The 19427-nt window shown below is 36.0% G+C and carries 16 protein-coding genes; 2 read left to right on the top strand and 14 right to left on the bottom strand.

Annotated elements, in window-relative coordinates; translation table 11 throughout:
* Nucleotides 1-141: 141 nt before the first annotated feature.
* Nucleotides 142-1410 (bottom strand): methionine gamma-lyase family protein, encoded by a 1269-nt coding sequence (locus G8O30_RS05400; protein ID WP_239674498.1) that lies wholly within the window; start codon nt 1408-1410, stop codon nt 142-144.
* On the bottom strand, nt 1400-2674 hold the full coding sequence (gene hflX / locus G8O30_RS05395) for a GTPase HflX (protein ID WP_239673959.1): 1275 nt from the start codon (nt 2672-2674) through the stop codon (nt 1400-1402). Before hflX ends, G8O30_RS05400 begins: the two co-directional genes overlap by 11 nt.
* Nucleotides 2675-2857: 183 nt before the next feature.
* Between hflX and G8O30_RS05390 the strand changes: the two genes are divergently transcribed.
* Nucleotides 2858-3478 carry a trimeric intracellular cation channel family protein gene (locus G8O30_RS05390; protein WP_239673958.1) on the top strand — a complete coding sequence of 207 codons (621 nt, stop codon included), beginning with the start codon at nt 2858-2860 and terminating at the stop codon, nt 3476-3478.
* A 12-nt stretch (nt 3479-3490) separates the two neighbouring features.
* Nucleotides 3491-3883, top strand: a complete 393-nt coding sequence (locus tag G8O30_RS05385; protein WP_239673957.1) for a thiol-disulfide oxidoreductase DCC family protein — start codon at nt 3491-3493, stop codon at nt 3881-3883.
* Nucleotides 3884-4013: 130 nt separating this feature from the next.
* Here G8O30_RS05385 and G8O30_RS05380 read toward each other — a convergent pair whose 3' ends face one another.
* The 12 genes from G8O30_RS05380 to G8O30_RS05325 all read right to left on the bottom strand — a co-directional run bounded on the left by G8O30_RS05380 (nt 4014) and on the right by G8O30_RS05325 (nt 19396).
* Nucleotides 4014-5375: an alanine/glycine:cation symporter family protein gene (locus G8O30_RS05380; RefSeq protein WP_338040670.1), complete on the bottom strand. Its 1362-nt coding sequence runs from the start codon at nt 5373-5375 to the stop codon at nt 4014-4016.
* Between the two features lie 314 nt (nt 5376-5689).
* Nucleotides 5690-6652 carry a stage V sporulation protein K gene (gene spoVK, locus G8O30_RS05375; protein ID WP_239673956.1) on the bottom strand — a complete coding sequence of 321 codons (963 nt, stop codon included), beginning with the start codon at nt 6650-6652 and terminating at the stop codon, nt 5690-5692.
* Between the two features lie 444 nt (nt 6653-7096).
* Nucleotides 7097-7333: an RNA chaperone Hfq gene (gene hfq, locus G8O30_RS05370; protein ID WP_239673955.1), complete on the bottom strand. Its 237-nt coding sequence runs from the start codon at nt 7331-7333 to the stop codon at nt 7097-7099.
* Between the two features lie 44 nt (nt 7334-7377).
* On the bottom strand, nt 7378-8316 hold the full coding sequence (gene miaA, locus G8O30_RS05365; protein WP_239673954.1) for a tRNA (adenosine(37)-N6)-dimethylallyltransferase MiaA: 939 nt from the start codon (nt 8314-8316) through the stop codon (nt 7378-7380).
* A 313-nt stretch (nt 8317-8629) separates the two neighbouring features.
* Nucleotides 8630-8884, bottom strand: a complete 255-nt coding sequence (locus G8O30_RS05360) for a DUF2533 family protein (RefSeq protein ID WP_239673953.1) — start codon at nt 8882-8884, stop codon at nt 8630-8632.
* A 12-nt stretch (nt 8885-8896) separates the two neighbouring features.
* A complete protein-coding gene (gene mutL, locus G8O30_RS05355) occupies nt 8897-10723 on the bottom strand; it encodes a DNA mismatch repair endonuclease MutL (protein ID WP_239673952.1) in 1827 nt (608 codons plus the stop codon).
* 16 nt (nt 10724-10739) lie between these two features.
* Nucleotides 10740-13322: a DNA mismatch repair protein MutS gene (gene mutS / locus G8O30_RS05350; RefSeq protein ID WP_239673951.1), complete on the bottom strand. Its 2583-nt coding sequence runs from the start codon at nt 13320-13322 to the stop codon at nt 10740-10742.
* 90 nt (nt 13323-13412) lie between these two features.
* The gene (locus G8O30_RS05345; RefSeq protein ID WP_239673950.1) at nt 13413-14882 is read right to left on the bottom strand and encodes an aminotransferase class V-fold PLP-dependent enzyme; all 1470 of its coding nucleotides are present in this window, start codon (nt 14880-14882) and stop codon (nt 13413-13415) included.
* 130 nt (nt 14883-15012) lie between these two features.
* Nucleotides 15013-15402, bottom strand: a complete 390-nt coding sequence (locus G8O30_RS05340; RefSeq protein WP_239673949.1) for a hypothetical protein — start codon at nt 15400-15402, stop codon at nt 15013-15015.
* A gap of 63 nt (nt 15403-15465) precedes the next feature.
* On the bottom strand, nt 15466-17631 hold the full coding sequence (locus tag G8O30_RS05335) for a histidine kinase dimerization/phospho-acceptor domain-containing protein (protein ID WP_239673948.1): 2166 nt from the start codon (nt 17629-17631) through the stop codon (nt 15466-15468).
* A gap of 12 nt (nt 17632-17643) precedes the next feature.
* Nucleotides 17644-18342: a response regulator transcription factor gene (locus tag G8O30_RS05330; RefSeq protein WP_239673947.1), complete on the bottom strand. Its 699-nt coding sequence runs from the start codon at nt 18340-18342 to the stop codon at nt 17644-17646.
* A 130-nt stretch (nt 18343-18472) separates the two neighbouring features.
* Complete coding sequence (locus tag G8O30_RS05325) at nt 18473-19396, bottom strand: hypothetical protein (protein ID WP_239673946.1); 924 nt, start codon at nt 19394-19396, stop codon at nt 18473-18475.
* Nucleotides 19397-19427: the final 31 nt, after the last annotated feature.

The following is a 19427-nucleotide window of genomic DNA, read 5'->3' as shown; positions in this document are numbered from 1 at the left end:
ATTTACAACTATTTCAATCTTATCTTTATAGACAAAGACCCTATAGACTATTTAAAAATACAAGAAAGGTGCATTTAATAAATGCACCTTTCTTGTATAGTTTTAACTTTTATCTTAACTGATTTTATTACTTAAAGAGATTTAAAGTTCAATTAATTTTGTTTCCGCTAATCTATTTACTGCATGCATAACAGCCAATTTTACATGCTCATACGTTAATCCACCTTGTACGTATGCAAAATAAGGTGGTCTAAGTGGGCCATCCGCTGATAGCTCTATAGAAGCTCCTTGGATGAAAGTTCCGGCAGCCATAATGACATCATCTTCATAGCCAGGCATGTAAGCACCATATGGCGTAACATGCGAGTTAACCGGTGAAGCAAACTGGACTGCTTGGCAAAAGGCAATCATTCGATCTCTGTCATCAAACTGAACAGATTGAATTAGGTCCGTTCTTTTTGCGTCCCACTTTGGATATGTATGCAAGCCTACTGATTCTAAAAACGCTGAAGTAAACACAGCACCTTTTAATGCTTGACCCACAACATGTGGTGCCAAGAAAAATCCTTGATACATTTCTAGTAAACTATATAAAGACGCTCCCGCTTCTGCGCCAATACCAGGTGACGTCATTCTGAACGAACAAGCTTCAACTAAACTCTCTTTACCAACGATGTAACCACCAGTTTTAGCTATTCCACCACCAGGGTTTTTAATTAAAGAACCCGCCATCAAATCTGCGCCAACATGGCAAGGTTCTTCATCTTCTACAAATTCTCCGTAGCAATTATCTACAAAAACAATTACATCTTGTTTTATTTCTTTTACAAACTGAATCATTTCCTTAATTTGATCTATTGTAAAACTTGGTCTCGTTGCATATCCTTTCGAGCGTTGAATACCAATCATTTTCGTGTTTGGTCCAATAGATCTTTCAATCGCACTCCAGTCAGGCTCTCCTGTTGGTTGTAGGGAAACTGCGTTGTAGGAGATATTAAAATCCTGCAAGGAACCTACCCCGCTACCTCTAATGCCAACTATCTCTTCTAATGTATCGTATGGCTTGCCTGTTATATAAAGTAATTCATCCCCAGGTCTAAGAACCCCAAAGAGCGCAATGGAAATTGCATGCGTTCCAGAAATAATCTGGGGTCTCACCAATCCAGCTTCAGCTCCAAAAACGTTTGCATATATTTTTTCTAAGGTATCTCTTCCATGGTCGTCATATCCATAACCTGTTGTTGGAATGAAATGACCATCACTAACTTTATGTTCTTGAAAACTTTTTAATACACGATATTGATTTCTTTCTACTTGCTTGTCGATCTGCTTATGGACAGATTGAATTTTTTCTTCTACTTGATTACTAATACCTTCTAGTTGCTGACCATAGCCCCAATCATTCCACATCATGTTGATACTCCTTTTCTATCCTTGCAATCTCACCCCAGATAGGATGATTTTCTAGTGCGAACCCTTGACAATGATAACTTCTTTTCTCTTCATCATAATGTCTACTAGTTAAAATGGTTTCTTGCTTTAAAAGAGCATTTACCCTACCTTCTGAATCAGGAAGATAAAATCGGTAAGCTTTCATGGAAGAAACAACAGATTTTTCTATTCTTTTCTTTAACATTTCTCGGTCTTCTTCATTAAAAGCAGAAATCTGTATAGAGTCTATTCCTTCTGAAGGTATGAAGGAAGACAACTGTACATCTCTTTTATTATAAACCGTTAATTGAAGAGACTGCTCTACACCTAATTCCTCTAATAATTCTTCTACTGTTTTTTCATGTTGTACGTAATCTGCATTAGAGCTATCTACGACGTGAAGAATTAAATCAGCTTCTTTTACTTCTTCTAATGTAGAGCGAAACGCTGCCACTAAAGAAGTAGGTAGATCTTGAATAAAACCAACTGTATCTGTAATAAGCGTTGTATAACCACTTGGTAATACTAACTTTTTGGTCGTAGGATCTAAGGTCGCGAATAATTGGTTTTCTTCATAAACGTTCCCTTCCGATAACCTATTAAATAATGTTGATTTTCCAGCGTTTGTATACCCAACAATTGCTATTTGGTAAGTATTGTTTCGCTTTCTTCTATCGCGATATCTATCTCTATGACTCACTACCACCTGTAATTGTCTATTAATTTCATCAATCTTCTTTCTTATGTGTCTTCGGTCCGTTTCCAATTTTGTTTCTCCAGGACCTCTCGTTCCAATCCCTCCACCTAAACGAGACAATGACGTCCCCTGACCAGCCAGTCTAGGAAGCGAGTACTTTAATTGCGCTAACTCGACTTGCATTTTCCCTTCACGAGATTGTGCACGTTGAGCAAAAATATCTAATATTAACTGTGTTCGATCAATAACTCGAACTTCCAACTCTTTAGACAAATTTCTAATTTGAGAAGGAGAAAGTTCATCATTGAAAATGACAATATCAACTTCCAGCTCTTCTACCGCAGCTCTTAGTTCTTCTAATTTCCCTTTCCCTATATACGTAGCAGGGTGAACTCTATCTCGTTTTTGGATAAACGTCGTAATCACTTCACCATTTGCCGTCTCTGTTAGTCGAGCCAGCTCTTCCATTGAATAACCAAAGCGTTCGTCATTGTCATTTACTTGACAACCTACAAGAATCGCTTTCTCTAACGTCGCATCAACCAATGCGTTCCCTTCTTTCTCTTTCCAGACTATTTCACCATCATACCAAAATTATTAATAAAGCTCCATGTTTTCTAGTTAAACGTATCGTATCCATGATAAAATAAACTTTAGGAATTATCTTATCATGTAACTAACATCAGGAGACATCCCTCCAGTTGGTGTAGTGTCCAAGGAGGTCTCATCGTGACTTGGGAAGTATTTAGTATTTTAGGAACCATTGCTTTTGCTGTATCTGGTGCAATCATAGCTATGGAGGAAGAATATGATATTTTAGGAGTATATATATTAGGTATTGTAACGGCATTTGGTGGTGGAGCTATTCGCAACTTGTTAATTGGTGTACCTGTTTCAGCATTATGGGAGCAAGGTATCTATTTTCAAATTGCATTACTTTCTACAACGGCTGTCTTTTTATTTCCTAATAACTTACTAAAGCATTGGAGAAGGTGGGGTAATTTCTTTGACGCTATCGGACTCTCTGCTTTTGCAATTCAAGGCGCACTTTATGCAGATAATATGGAGCACCCACTAAGCGCTGTAATTGTAGCCGCAGTTTTAACAGGTAGCGGTGGAGGAATTGTGAGAGATTTACTAGCTGGAAGAAAACCAATCGTTTTGCGTTCTGAAATATATGCAGTGTGGGCAATTTTAGCTGGTTTATTTATTGGAACAGGTTTGGCTTCTTCCCCCTTTGAATTATATTTATTATTCGGTTTTGTAACTGCAATGAGAATTCTATCTTACACATTTAACTGGAGATTACCGAATAGGAGTCTACGAGCTGCACATACAAATCCCTCTTAAAGGAGAATCTTTATGAACAGAGTTGTTTTGTTTGATGGCGAATGTAACATGTGTAATTCTGCTGTACAGTTTATTATCAAGAGAGACTCACAAGCAAAATTTCTATTTACTTCTTTACAAAGCGAAAAAGGGAAAGAACTTTTACGTAACCACAAGTTAAGCATGGATTTAAATTCGATGGTGTATATAAAAAATAATAAGGCCTTCACTCGATCCACCGCTGTATTATTAATCGCCAGAGAATTAGATGGCTTATGGCCAATCACTAGTTGTGCATTCATTATTCCTGGATTTATTAGAGATTTCGTTTACCGTTATGTTGCAAAAAATAGGTTAAAATGGTTTGGCAAGAAAGATCTTTGTAGATTACCTACAGCCAAAGAGCGTGCTAGGTTTTTAGAGTAAAAGATATTGTCTAAGTACAAACAAAAAGGCTGGAACGAATTCGCATTCTCCGTTCCAGCCCTTTTTTATCCGATGTGTCTTTCTGATTGTTTTTCTTCTAAAGGTCTATCTCCCCAACTTTCTACACCCTTTAAACCAGGAATAGAATCTTTATAAAATTGAGGTATAACCCTTTTTTTCTTTGTTCTTGATAATCTTTTAATGCTTTAATAGCTATTGGAGAGATAAACAGAATGGATACTAAGTTTATGGAAGCAATAATGGCCATAAACAATTCTGCTAATGTCCAAACTGTTGCTAATGGGGCTAAAGCGCCATATGCAACCATTCCTAGAACTACTACACGATATGCAGTTAACACTTCTTTTCTATTATTTATATTAGTAATGTTTGTTTCACCATAGAAATAAGATCCGATAATCGTTGTAAACGCGAATAATAAAATACAAATCGCTACAAATTGTCCAGCCCAACCACCTAAATGTTCAGTAAGTGCTAACTGAAGTAATTCAATTCCTGTAGCATCTGTTTGTCCAAAAGCATCCGCCATTAAAATAATGACAGCAGTAGAAGTACAAATTAATAATGTATCTACATACACACCTAACGTTTGAATAATACCTTGTTTTGCTGGATGCGATACTGTTGCTGTTGCTGCTGCGTGAGGCGCAGAACCCATTCCTGCTTCATTTGAGAAAAGACCTCTCATTACACCCTGCATGACAGCTACACCAATTCCACCGCCTACAACCTGCTCTATCCCAAAAGCTTGCTTGAACATCGTCATAAGAACGGCAGGTATTTCTGTTACATTAAGAACCAATACTACAATGGATACCAGTAAATAAACAACCGCCATCACGGGTACAATTGTTGCAGATAATTTAGCAATTCGTTGTGTTCCTCCAAAGATTACTAATGCTGTTGCTACCGTTAAAATAACGGAACTTACAACTGGGCTAACAGAGAATGACTGATCAAATGCCAGCGCAATCGTATTGGACTGAACAGAATTAAAAATTAATCCAAAGGTAATTGCTACAAATACTCCAAATAATATTCCTAACCAACGCTTACCTAGTGCTCGTTCCATGTAGTAAGCAGGTCCACCTTTGAACCCTTGTCCATCTCTCACTTTATATATTTGAGCCAAAGTGGATTCTACAAAACTAGTTGCACCACCAAGAATTGCTACAAGCCACATCCAAATAATTGCTCCAGGTCCACCAATCGTAAGAGCCATCGCAACACCTGCCATGTTTCCTGTTCCAATTCTAGTAGCTGCTCCTATACAAAAAGATTGGAAGCTAGAAATTTCTCCCTTACCTCTATCTATAGCGGAATCTTCTGAAAATAATTTCCGAATATCTTTAAATAATCGTAATTGAAACCCTCTTACACGGATCGTAAAAAACAATCCAGCTCCAATCAGGAGAATAACTAACCACTTCGACATTAAAAAACCATTAATTTCTACAATCCATTGTGTCATATTCACACGCCCTTTTAGATGACTTTCGTGCTGTAACGCATATTCGCTGTCATGTATCGCATTATACATAGTCACGGAACACCTGTCTAGACAAATTGGCACTTTTCTAAAAATTAATGCATTTGGTAATAGTAACTAATTAGATTTAGTTCAAACTTCCTTTACTTAAGCTTTTAAAAAAAATAAAAAAAGACAGGTCACAGATCTGTCTTTTGGATAATAGTTAAATTTTATAATGCAATTCTTGATAACTCATCATAAAGGAGATTCATCTATTTGTATAGGTTAATCTATAACAATTTAGGAAATTTATACTACAAATCTCTTTTTTCTTCTGTTACCAAATTAAAATCTCTACTCCTTAACGTCATTAATTCATGGCGATCAAAACGATTTTCTACTAGTAATCTCATAGACTGTGCTCTAATTGCCTTTTCAATCACGTTTCTCACATATCTTCCATTAGAGAAGCCCGTAGGTCCAGTAGCGCTTTTGGTGTAGTAAAGATGTTCTTTCAGTTTTTTCTCCGCATCCTCACTCAATCTATATTCTTTATCCTCAAGCATTCTACTACTTATCTCCATTAACTGATCAATCGTATAATCTGGAAACTGAAAAACTACCGGAAACCTTGATTGCAAACCAGGATTTAAACTTAAGAAGTAATCCATCTCACGAGAATATCCAGCTAAAATTAAAATAAATTCATGCTGTTTATCTTCCATGTGTTTCACTAAAGTATCTATTGCTTCTTTCCCAAAATCTTTCTCGCCACCACGACTCAAGGAATACGCTTCGTCTATAAAAAGTATCCCACCCATTGCATTTTTTATTACTTGCCGAGTTTTTTGAGCAGTGTGTCCGATATATTCTCCAACAATATCTGCTCTTTCCACTTCTACAACATGCCCTTTAGATAGAACATTCATCTTTGCAAACAATTTACCAATTAACCTAGCTACTGTAGTTTTTCCTGTACCAGGATTTCCTTTAAACATCATGTGAAGAGCTTGTTTACCAGAACGAAGTCCAGCAGATTCCCTTACTTTATTTACATGTATCCAAGCATACACTTCTTTAATTAACTTCTTCATTTCTTCCATTCCTACTAATGTAGACAGCTCATCTTCTATTTCTTTTAAAGCAGCGTGTTGCACTGCGTGTTGTTTAACAACTTCATCTGAATGTTTTGGGAGTTCTTTTACTTTATTTCTTTTTTCAGACCCCAAAACAATACTTATTTGTCCATTATTTTTCATACGAAACGGTTGTTCCATCTTTCCACCTCACACCTTTAATCTGGATAGTATTTGAAGGATTGAATCCTTTAGCGTCGACTCGGTGTGACAAATCTCACCTTTCTTTGTCTGTTCTTGCGCTTTCCCGAGAAATAGTGAAAGATAGCCACTTTGTCTTATTTTATTCAAGCCATCAGAATTTCATTACATCTGAAGTATGGTAGCAAGAATATCAGTGAACATTAAGGGATCTCAAAATAAAAACAAATTTCACACTGGTCTAGTTACTTACATAATAAAAATACATGTTAGGCAAGGTGGAGTCACAATGTATGGATCCCTGTAAGAGTTGGAAGAAGAATTTTTACCAATAAATTAAAAAACAAAAAAACCGTGAAATTAATCACGGTTTTTTTGCTTCTATTCATAAGTCTTTGCAAAAATTTCAAAAGTAGCATGACATTTTTACAAAAGAACATCTTATTAAGATGAAGTATCTTCGTATTGGATAGAAACGTTTCGAGAAGGTGCAAAAGTTGAGATAGCATGCTTAAACACTAGTTGTTGTTTACCTTCAGACTCAAATAAAACAGTAAAGTTATCGAATCCTTTAATTAACCCACGGATTTGAAACCCATTTAAAAGAAAAACAGTTACCGGTGTTCCTTCTTTACGTAATTGATTTAAGAATTGATCTTGAATATTAACGCTTTGTTTCATGCGAACGCCTCCTAATCTCTCTCTACCCTTTACTTATTCTCTATCTATTTTGATTCTCCTTTAAAAATATGCAAAATTTCTTCATAAATTTCTCCGTGGGCTTTTTCATTTGTCAGATCAAACCATTGAACATCCATCTTATTTCTAAACCAAGTCAATTGTCTTTTGGCATACCTTCTGGACTGTTGTTTAATCAGTTCAATTGCTTCCTCTAGTGTATATTTCCCTTCTAGATAATCATACAACTCTTTATATCCAATAGCTTGAACGGATTGAACCTCATCCACACCAGCCTTCTTTAATGATTCCACTTCTTGTAACAGCCCTTTTGCCATCATTATATCTACACGTTGATTAATTCTTCTGTACAAAAGTTCTCTATCCATGGTAAGTCCGACAATCGGTGCATGATAAAGAGGAGCACTAACTTGATTTTGTTGTTGTTCACTAAGCGTCTTGCCTGTTTGATAAAAGATTTCTAGCGCTCGAATGACTCTACGGTGGTTGTTAGGATGAATCGCATCTTTTGCGGAAGGATCAATTCCAAGTAGCTCTTCGTAAAGTTTTTCTATCCCTTCTTGCTCACGTTTTTCTTCCAATTTTCTTCTAATCGTGTCATCTGTTTTCTCTTCTACAAATTGATAGTCATATAAAACAGCTTGTATGTATAAGCCTGTCCCACCAACAATTAACGGGAACTTATTTCTACTTTTGATCTCTGAGATTTTTTCTCTAACATCTCTTTGAAAGTCCGCAACAGAATATGACGCAGAAGGGTCTAGAAAATCAATTAAATGGTGAGGCACTCCTTCCATTTCATCTGAACTAATTTTCGCAGTCCCAATATCTAGCTGTTTGTAAATTTGCATAGAATCTCCACTAATAATTTCTGCATTAAGAGCTTTTGCTAATTTTATACTCATACTAGTTTTCCCTACAGCTGTAGGACCAATTATAATTCCAAAGTCAATTTCTTTCTTCATTTTTTCACTGCTTTCCAATTCATTAATGGTTATTATGCTATCACATTTAGTGATAAAAACGAATTCTTTGTAAGATGTTTTTTATTTTAATATGTAATTATAAAGATAGTAAAATAAATCATTTTTATTATATAAATTATTCTGAAAAAACTAATTTTTCGAATAGTTTTTAGTTGTTACTTTTTTTCAATAATATTTTTCGTGCATCCCGTTTTTTAATGTGAATAATCACCTAAATATAGACGACATCGCGTAACTAGGATTGAGTTGTAATGGATCACGCAAAAAAAACACCCGAGAAAATCTCGAGTGTTTATTTCTTCTCCACGTAATCACGGACCATTTTTTCCGTTACAACCAATCTTTGTGGCACAATTCCTTGCTTAGCTAGTTCATTAATTTTTTCTGTCCAAACATTTATGGCATCCACATTTATAGGATTACCAGCCTTACATTGTGCTATCGCTTCGTCAATTGCTTTTTCTCGTTGCGAATCTAAAAACGCAAATTGTTGAATTCTTTCATGCTGCTTTGCTGAATGAGCAGAAATTTCTTGGTGTACACTCATATTTTTTTCCTCCTATATAACTCGTTTAAACATTTTTTCTAACTCATACACGGAGAAAGATATAATAATTGGTCTTCCGTGCGGGCATGTGAATGGATCCTGAGAATCTCGTAATGTATCTAAAAGTTGTTGAATTTCATCATTTCGTAAATGATGATTGGCTTTTATAGAGGCTTTACAACTCATCATAATGGCTGTTTCTTCCCGTAGCTTTGCTATATCAACTTTTTTCGTTTGCTTCACTTGTTCTAAAATTCCTTCGACCATATCCACTTCTTCTCCCTTAGGAAACCATGTAGGATGTGCTCGTAAACAATAGCTATTATGACCAAAGTCTTCTAGATGAAGGCCGAACTTTTTTAAGATTTCTCTGTGCTCTTCCAAAGCCATCGCTTCACTTCCAGATACATCAAACGTTAGGGGGACCAGTAATTCTTGCACTTCATGGTCTACTTGGCCAATTTTATCTCGATAAAATTCGTATTTAATTCTCTCCTGAGCTGCATGTTGATCAACTAAATACAAACCTGTTTCATTTTGAGCAATGATATAGGTGCCATGCATTTGCCCAATAGGATATAGAGGCGGAATTCTTTCTTTATGATTATCCGGTTGCATTTCCATTTCCTGAACAACTAGTACATCTTCTAGAACTGGTTTTTCTTCTGGTTGATATACATCTTGTGATTCAGAAATAATATCCTTTTTCGGCGTTATTTCTACTTTTTCAACTTCAATAGGCTCTGTCTTTTGACCTTCTATTTGTTTATGATCCAATTCAAAACTAGGTTGTTCTGTTTTTGGTTGTTCTCTCGTCCGCTTTACATGAGGAGCAGTAGCAGATGGAATTAATGTTTCTTGTCGAAAAACGTCTTTGACTGATTGAGAAATTATCGCAAATAGTTCTTGCTCTTTACTAAGGCGAACTTCCATTTTAGATGGATGCACGTTTACATCTACAAGACTTGGATCCATCTCAATGTGTAGATGAGCTATGGGATATCTTCCTATTGGCAGAAGGGTATGAAATCCATCTTGTATAGCTCGGTTAATCATGCTATTTTTCACGTATCTCCCATTTACAATAGTGGATACATAATTACGTGATGCCCTACAAATTTCAGGTAAAGCTACAAATCCTTTGACTTGAAAGTCCAAAGATGAACCTTCAACATATCTCATCATTTTTGCAACGTTTAGCCCATAAATAGATGCTAGTACATGTCTAACATCCCCTTGTCCATTCGTCTGTAATAATGTCCGTTCCCCGTGACGAACTCGAAAGGATATCTCCGGGTGAGAAAGAGCTAAACGATTCATTACATCTGTAATTGTACCTAATTCTGTATGAATGGTTTTCACATATTTCAAACGTGCAGGTGTATTAAAGAATAAGTTCTCTACATGGATGTCCGTTCCTCTACGACTTGTGGTTTTATCATGTTGTTTTACAATTCCACCTTCAAGCTTCAGTAATGTACCAGCTGCATCACCAGTGCTTGTTCGAATGGTAAGATGCGAAACGGATGCAATACTAGGTAATGCTTCTCCTCTAAAACCTAAGGATTTAATACGAAACAAGTCACGTTCATCAACGATTTTACTTGTAGCATGTCTAGAAAAAGCAGTTAAGACGTCATCTTCTTGTATCCCAGATCCATTATCAATAATTCTAATGCTTTCTAATCCCGCTTCCACCAAGTCTACTTCTATGACCGTTGCTCCCGCATCAATAGAGTTTTCCACGAGTTCTTTCACTACAGAAGCGGGACGTTCTACCACCTCTCCAGCTGCTATCTTATTTGCTAAGGCGTCATCAAGCTGTCGAATAACTCCCATAGAAGTCCCCTCCTTTTCATTTCCTAGCTTTTTTCTGTAAAGCGTATAATGCATTCATTGCATCTAATGGTGTCATTTCCATTACGTTTAATGCAGTTAACTCCTTCATAATTGCATTTTCTTTACTAGAAGGTTTTTTTTCTAAAGATTTCGATTCTTCTTCTATGAATAGAGAAAGTTGTGATGGTTTTTCTTCTTTTGTCACTGCGATTTCTTTTTGGGCGTAATGTTCTTTGCCAGTTTCCAAAGAGTGGAGTATTTCTTCTGCCCGTTTAATGAGAGATTTCGGTAATTCTGCTAATTCAGCGACATGAATACCGTAACTTTTATCCGCTGCACCATCTCGAACACTGTGTAAGAAGACGACTTTTCCTTCATGCTCTGTAGCGCGTACGTGCACATTTTTTAGACCATGCAACTCGTTCTCTAAAGCAGTTAATTCATGGTAATGAGTGGAGAATAATGTCTTGGAACCAATATGCTCATGAATATGCTCCATCATTGCTTGAGCCAGCGCCATTCCATCATATGTGGAAGTTCCTCGACCAATTTCGTCAAACAGAATTAAGGAATCTTTTGTTGCATGAACAATGGCATTTCTCGCTTCTAACATTTCGACCATAAATGTACTTTGCCCTGATACTAAATCATCCGCCGCACCAATTCTAGTAAAAACTTGATCAAAAATTGGTAGCTGGGCTTCTTGCGCAGGGACATAGGAACCCATTTGAGCTAAGATGGAGATCAACGCTATTTGTCTCATATAAGTCGATTTACCAGACATATTTGGCCCAGTGATCAAGTACATGGAGCGTCCATCATGAAGTTTACAGTCGTTAGGAACATAGTTTTGAGAATTCATTACTTTCTCTACAACTGGATGACGTCCTTCTTTAATCATAAGACTGCCATCACTCGTAAACGTAGGTTTCACATAATGATATTTCTCCGCTACCGTAGCAAAACACTGTAAGACATCTAAAGTAGAAACTGTTTTCGCTAATTGTTGAAGCCTTGGAATAAACTCTTTTACTTGTTCTCTGATTTCTACAAATAAATGGTACTCTAGATCAATACTTTTTTCTTGAGCGGAAAGAATGACGGACTCTTTTTCTTTTAATTCAGGGGTAATGTATCTTTCTGCATTTGCAAGCGTCTGCTTTCGCTCATAACGATCATCGTTTAATAAAGAAATATTTGCTTTCGTAATTTCAATAAAGTACCCAAAAATTCGATTGTATCCTATTTTCAAATTCTTTATACCAGTTCGTTCGCGCTCTGTTTTCTCTAGCTCCGCTAACCAAGTTTTACCATTTGTACTAGCATCTTTATATTGATCCAGTTCATCGTTGAAGCCTTCTCGAATATACCCACCTTCTTTAATTGAGAGAGGAGGTTGCTCCACAATTGCTCTTTCTAACAGGTCCGTTAAGTCTTCACAAGGATCGATGGAAGAAACCAACTCATCCGCTACATCACTATTCAATGAATGAATAATGGAGGTAATCACTGGGATTTGTTGGAGTGATTTACGAAGTTGGACAAGGTCTCTAGCATTTACATTTCCAAATGCCACTCTTCCAGCAAGTCGTTCTAAGTCATACACTTCTTTCAATTGTTCACGCAAATCTTCTCTTTCAAAAAAGCGTTCTTTCCACAACTCAACTAGTTGAAGACGATACTCAATCGCATCCTTCGCTAACAACGGTCGATCCATCCATTGTTTTAAAAGACGACCTCCCATTGCTGTTTTAGTTTCATCCATTAGCCATAGAAGGGAACCTTTTCTTCCTTTTTCACGGATTGTCTCCGTTAACTCCAAATTTTTCTTAGAGAAATAATCAATCTTCACGAATTGCTTAGAAATAACTTGTTCAAATGGTTGCAAATGATCTAGTGATCTTTTTTGCGTTCGATATAGATAAGATAAGAGACGCTTTGCAGCTTCTTTAGCAGTTACTTGGAAAGTTGAATGTACGAGAGAGGATTCTACTAAATCATCTTCAAAGGAAACAATGATAGAGGTTCTCTCTTGTATAATCTTTGCTAAACTTTCCAAATCAGTAGAAAGTACTACTTCTTTTATTTCCAACAAAAGGAGTTCTTGCAGTAAGACTTCCTGTGTACCTTCCAATGAAAGCAAACGATTCTCTCCTGTAGTTAAGTCAGAAATTGCTACACCAAATGTGCTGCCATCACCCTTTTGAACCGCTCCCATAAAGTGATTTTCTTTATCATGAAGCCCAGATCCTTCCATAATCGTACCAGGTGTTATAAGCTGTACCACTTCACGTTTAACAACACCCTTTGTATGTTTAGGGTCCTCTACTTGTTCACAGATAGCAACTTTACACCCTTTGTCTAGGAGTCTTTCAATATAGTTTCTAGCTGAATGATATGGCACTCCACACATAGGAATTCTTTCTTTTCCACCACCATCTCGGCTAGTTAGTGTTATTTCTAGTAATTGAGATGCATCGATAGCATCTTGAAAAAACATCTCATAAAAATCACCAAGGCGGAAAAATAAAAACGCGTCTTGGTAATCTGCTTTTATTGATAAATATTGTTGAATCATCGGTGTATACTGCTGTGTCATATGATTACAACCCTTTCCGTTCTCACTTCTCAAATGTCAATTATAGCATAGTGAGCACTATTTTGGGCTGCGAAAGATTTCCTCTACTTATTACATAGTTGTTAACTCAAACCATGATTTCGTATTGATTTTTTCTTCGTTTCGATGGATGTATTCATTCGTTTTATTACAATAAAGATAATCGTTCTCTAAGTCTTCTAAATGATAAAGTATATATTTAATTGCATTACTTATATATTTCACTTCTTCATTTGTCATAGTTGGATGAAGAGAAATTCTTACCCAACCTGGCTTAGGCCGCTTATTACCATGGTCAATTTCTGACGTGATATAGTGTGACATTTCTTTAGATATCGAGAATAAATAATGACCATAAGTTCCTGCACAGGCACATCCTCCGCGCACTTGAACACCAAAAACATCATTTAATAGTTTCACCAACAAGTTATAGTGGCAATTTGGAGTAAAGACAGAGACAATTGGCAAACGATCTTTTCTAGTAGATTCTAATATAACCAAAGAATCTATTTGCTTTAAATGATGAAAGAGTAGATGTACTAATTCTTCCTCTCTTCTTTTAATGAATGTAGGATCCATTTGTTCTTTTAGTTTTACAGCGAGTGCTGCGCGAATGGCTTGTAAAATGCCAGGCGTTCCTCCGTCTTCTCTCGCTTCAATATCTTTTACGTATGATTTTTCTCCCCATGGATTAGTCCATTCAACCGTTCCTCCTCCTGGTTGGTCAGGGGTAGTATTTTTATATAAATCACTGGAGAAAACAACTACACCAGAAGCTCCAGGCCCTCCTAAAAATTTGTGAGGAGAAAAGAAGATAGCATCCAGCTTCTCCTCTTCGACAGCTGGATGCATAGTTATTGGCACATATGGTGCCGATGCAGAAAAATCGACAAAACATACACCACCATATTGATGCATCAACCTGGCCAAATCGTGATAATTCGTTTGAATTCCTGTTACATTAGAACAAGCGGTAAAAGAACCTATTTTTACTTTTCTGTTCTGGTATTTTTCTAAGGACTGTTCCAGGGAAGTTAGACATACATCACCATTCTTCGTAGCAGGGATAACCACCACTTCACATATTGTCTCTAACCAACTGGTATGATTGGAATGGTGTTCCATATGTGTGATAAAAACTATTGGTCGATCGTTTTCCGATAGTGGAACAAAAGATTGATACTTTTCGTGAATACAGAGTCCTAATATTCGTTGTAATTTACAAATTGCGCCAGTCATGCCTGTTCCAGTGAATAGTAATACGTCCTTATCCGCTGCACCTACATGTGACTTAATGATTTGTCTTGCTTCTTTATATGCTTCCGTCATGATGGTTCCAGTGATACTTGTTTCCGTGTGAGTATTTCCCATATATGCGCCGAACAAATAAGAGATTCTCTCCTCGATTGGTTCATATAATCTTCCACTTGCCGTCCAATCAGCATATAGAATTTTTTTCTTCCCATATGGACTAACGAATTCCGCCTCTCGACCAATGATTTGATTAGCTATTTGTTCATATACGCTTGTAGTATCTTTCAATGGTACACCTTCTTCCTAAAGAAAGTCTTATTCCTTATGTATGCTACTACGAACGAAAAACAGGCATGTCTCCCCCTAACAAAACAAAAAAGCTACCAAAACCTTCGACGAAAGGGCTTGGTAGCTAGCATTATTTCTTTTTATTAAAGAATACGGAGTATCCAACCCCACCAATATATAACAATAAAACTAAGTTAAACAATTTACCTGGGTACAGAATATCACTTGGCGCATTCCCCGTTACATAATGAAGGATAATACTTAGCGCCAATAATACTCCTACGATTAAGAACGTTATTTTCGAACTTGGCCACACATTAAAATTGGGATCATTATTTTTTAACTTATTTTCAATAAAGAAAGATCCAAACATTGCTACCGGAAACAGCATTAGTCCTATAGTCGACAACGTATTAGAAAATATTTGCTGCATCAAAGTAGGAAAATATTGCAAGACAACAAAACAGAAAAAGAAAAAAAATACATAGGATTGCGCAATTTTGTAGTATGTACGTATCATATACTCACCTCTCCCGTATTGTACCACAAGGGATTACAACATGGAGAGGTCGTTGTCTTTTACCTACAATGGCAAACGAACGGTTACTGTAAATAAATCACCATCTAACGTTACATCCAATGAACCATCATGTAATTCTGCGATAGATTGTGCAATCGCTAACCCTAGTCCAGAACCTTCGGTGTGTCTAGAAGTGTCCCCTCGTTTGAAACGTTGAACTAATTCATCAATATTTTCTCCAAGCTCATGGCTTGAAACATTCTTCATTGTTAAAATAAACTCCTGTCGCTCCACAGTTGCTTTTACATACACTCTAGTATTGCCTAATGCATATTTTGTTGCATTGATTAACAAATTATCTACTAATCTCCAAATCTTCTGTCCATCAACATATGCAAATGTTTCCGCTAGTGGTAAGGAAACACGTAATTCTAAATTAGCATCTTTTATTGCGTGTTCTTGTTCAGCAACAGCCTGTTGAATCAATTGCTTAAGATCTACTCTTTCTCGTTGTAATTCTACATTTCCACTAGACATCTTCGTTACTTCAAATAAATCATCTAACAGTTTCTTTAATCTTAAAGACTTCCTATCTAAAATAGAAATATAATTCGCTTTCTCTTCTTCCGTTCCTTCGCCTTTTTTCAACAAATCTGTATACGTGATGATTGCAGTTAACGGCGTACGTAAATCATGACTGACGTTAGAGATTAATTCTGTCTTTAGTCGTTCACTTTTTTGTTCATTGGCTTTAGAAGTTTGGATTCCGTTTTGAAGCTCATTTATGTTACGTGTTAATTCTTTTATGAGTTTGGTTCCTTTTAGTGGGATTGGATCTTTCACACCTTGTTGAATAATTACACCCGTTTGTTTCGTTAGTTTTCGTAGAACTCCTAATTGATATAGAACCCAAATAGTTGTAGGTAGCAGGATAAAAGCCATACACAAAAGATATACGACAAAAGCTTCGCCCCCATAACTTTGTGCTAACAACAAAGCAGTTCCAAAGCCCCAGCATGTAAAAACAAAGAGTACAATAAATACTTTTATTTCTACTAGTGACCATAATGGTAATGATCTTAAGCTATAGAAAAGGGTATATACATATGTGTCTTTCACTTTTCTATCGAAATTGTGCTTCGTATCTTCTACAATATTGCGGAAGATCGGTAAGGCAAAGAAGAGCCCTAATGATGAATAAAGTACTTTTTCACTTATCGATCTAGGTGTTAACCATAGCAATTCAAGTGGATAAAAAGCGTTAAAGAAAAACAAGTATGCAAACAACCAAAAAATTAAGAATTTAACATCTAGTTTATTGAAAACTCCACTCGTTTTTATAGGGTATAGCAACTCATGTCTTCCAAATTTCTTTACTAATATTAGCAGAGCAATGATACTGGTAAATAAGGTAATACTCAGAAGTATAAAATATGTTTTTGATTGTCTAAATTCTTCATAGTAAGGTAATAAATTATCCTTCATCATGGAATGAGAAATAGAAATACTGCCTTCAAATTTTCTTGTATTCTCTAGATTATAATAATCGTTTTCATTTTGAGCCCATTCCATCCAATAATAATCATTTGGATTTACCAATAACAATGGATAGGTAGTATTTTTGGTACTTCCATATAGTTTTTGATAATAGAGCTCTCCAGATTTAGTTCCATTAGAAAACACTCTGCCAGTGTCAATTTCCTTAAACTCATAGATGAAGTACGGGTATTGATTAAGTAAATCTTTCCTTCTATATTCTTTTTCTTTCGTTATTTTATCTATCTCTAAACTTAATTCATTTTTCATTTTTTCGATGACGACATCATCACTTGAAAAGTTTTCTTTTATAGCTTTTAACTTCTTATCTCGTTCCTCGACTAGCAGCTGTTTCGTATCTTCTTCCTTTTCCTCTGTTGCAATAGCAATCTGGTTTTCATATTGTTCTTTCACATTAGCTAATTGTGCATTCAAATCTCCATAGCGATATCGGTACTCCCTAATTTGCTCTTGCGATGGTGAAAAGTTCTCTACTAGTAAGTCTTTGTCAGGGATTGTTAAAGTGGAAGATATTAGTTCATCTATAAAATGGTTAACGTTTTCTTGAAATACATCGCTCTCGCTGTAGTCATTCTTCCAAACTAGTGAAATATTTTCCCAAAGTGTCACGGTGGAAATGGTGATTATGCTAATTAATAGTGAAAAAAGTATAGGTGCAACTAGTTTTTTCATAGGTCCTCCTTATTAACTTCGTTTTTCCATCTTATATCCCACACCCCAAACAACTTTGATGAATTCAGGATTTTTCGGATCACATTCGATTTTTTCTCTGATTTTTCTTATATGTACTGCCACGATGTTTTCAGCATTCAGGGCATTTTCTCCCCATACACGTTCATAAATTTCTGAAATAGAAAACACTCTTCCTTTATTCTTCATTAACAGCTCGGTAATCTTGTATTCTATCGGGGTTAGGTGAACAGCTTGGTCTTGTTTCATACATGTTTTAGCTTCTGAGTCTAAAGTAAGATCACCATTTTTCAACTCATTCGTAGCTACTTGATAAGATCCTAGCTGGGTAAAACGTCTTAAATGGGATTTAACCCTTGCTACTAGCTCCATTGGATGAAACGGTTTAGTCATGTAATCATCCGCTCCAACAGATAATCCCAATATCTTATCGCTATCCTCTACCTTTGCGCTTAACATAATGATAGGAATATTCTTGTCTTCACGTATTTTAAATGTTGCCGCAATTCCGTCCATTTCAGGCATCATCACATCCAGAATAATTAATTGAATAGAATCTGATTGGACAATTTGAAGTGCTTCCTTTCCATTGGACGCTTTAGAAACTTGAAACCCTTCATTTTTAAGATAAATCTCAATGCCGTCTCTAATATCTTGATCATCATCTACAACTAATATGTTGTACGTGCTCATATACCGCTCTCCTCTCTACATTCCTCATTATACAAGCCAAATCTTAACAATTGTTGAAGGAATTTATGAAGAAAGTCTTAACTTTAAGAAACATTTTTTAAACAAGAACAGCTTGAGGATCATTTAGTCCTCAAGCATCTCGCTTTTCATCTATTGATAGTGTAAATAAAAAGTTGATAAAACCTTTAGTAGTTTCCTGTAAAAAAACTTCTATATTTCCTTCTTGTATCCTAACACATCCGCTTACATCTTCTGGATCTAATCTTGGCACTTGTACATCATTTGTCATAAAGTTACCCGTATGAATAAACTTAGATCGCTGAGAATACCACTCCTCGGCTTCTTTCTTTGATAAGCTAGTATGAGTTTTATAAAAATCAACTACACGATCACCTATTGAATACTCTATTTGGCCACATGTTGAGCAGCGTTTCAAGTTACTTTCCGTTTGCAAACAAATAATTTCTATGGATGAAATAAGCAGAGTCACTCCAAGCTCTATATCACCCTTTTCGATAAGTTGCTTTTTCCCTTTTTGAAATAGTGTTAGAGCATGTTGAATAGTAGGTTTACATAATAAATTTATATTAAATCCAAGAGTTACTTCGTCCATTTCATCAGCAATTTCTATTAACTGTCTAAAAGCATTGCTTATAGGAAGGGATTGATATTGGGCATAGCTTTCCCATCTTGCTCGCAAAGAGATGGTTGTATCTCCAATAGGTATCTTCCAATTATCACTGTTTTTCGACTCCCATACTCTCGTTTTATCCATCATCCACTGTATTAAAGGGTGCGAAGATTTTAACGTTTCTCCTTTTTCGGAAAACCATTCTATAAAGTGGATTGTTCCTAATTTCTCATACTGAAGTTCTGCATGATAGAGTCTATCTTCTATACGTAAACTCCCTAATTGAATTCTTCTTATGCTTCCAAGTTTTTTAGGATTATAGTAAAACGTTGCAGATGAATCAAATTCTTTTATATATGTAAAAACAAACCATAACCACTCATTGGCATCTTCTATCGTTGTCGCATTCACGATAATTTGCACAAAAAAACCTCCGTCCTACTATTAATAAAAT

It is taken from the genome of Mangrovibacillus cuniculi (assembly GCF_015482585.1).
Lineage (GTDB): Bacteria > Bacillota > Bacilli > Bacillales > R1DC41 > Mangrovibacillus > Mangrovibacillus cuniculi.
This window is presented reverse-complemented; position numbering and strand designations above follow the sequence as displayed.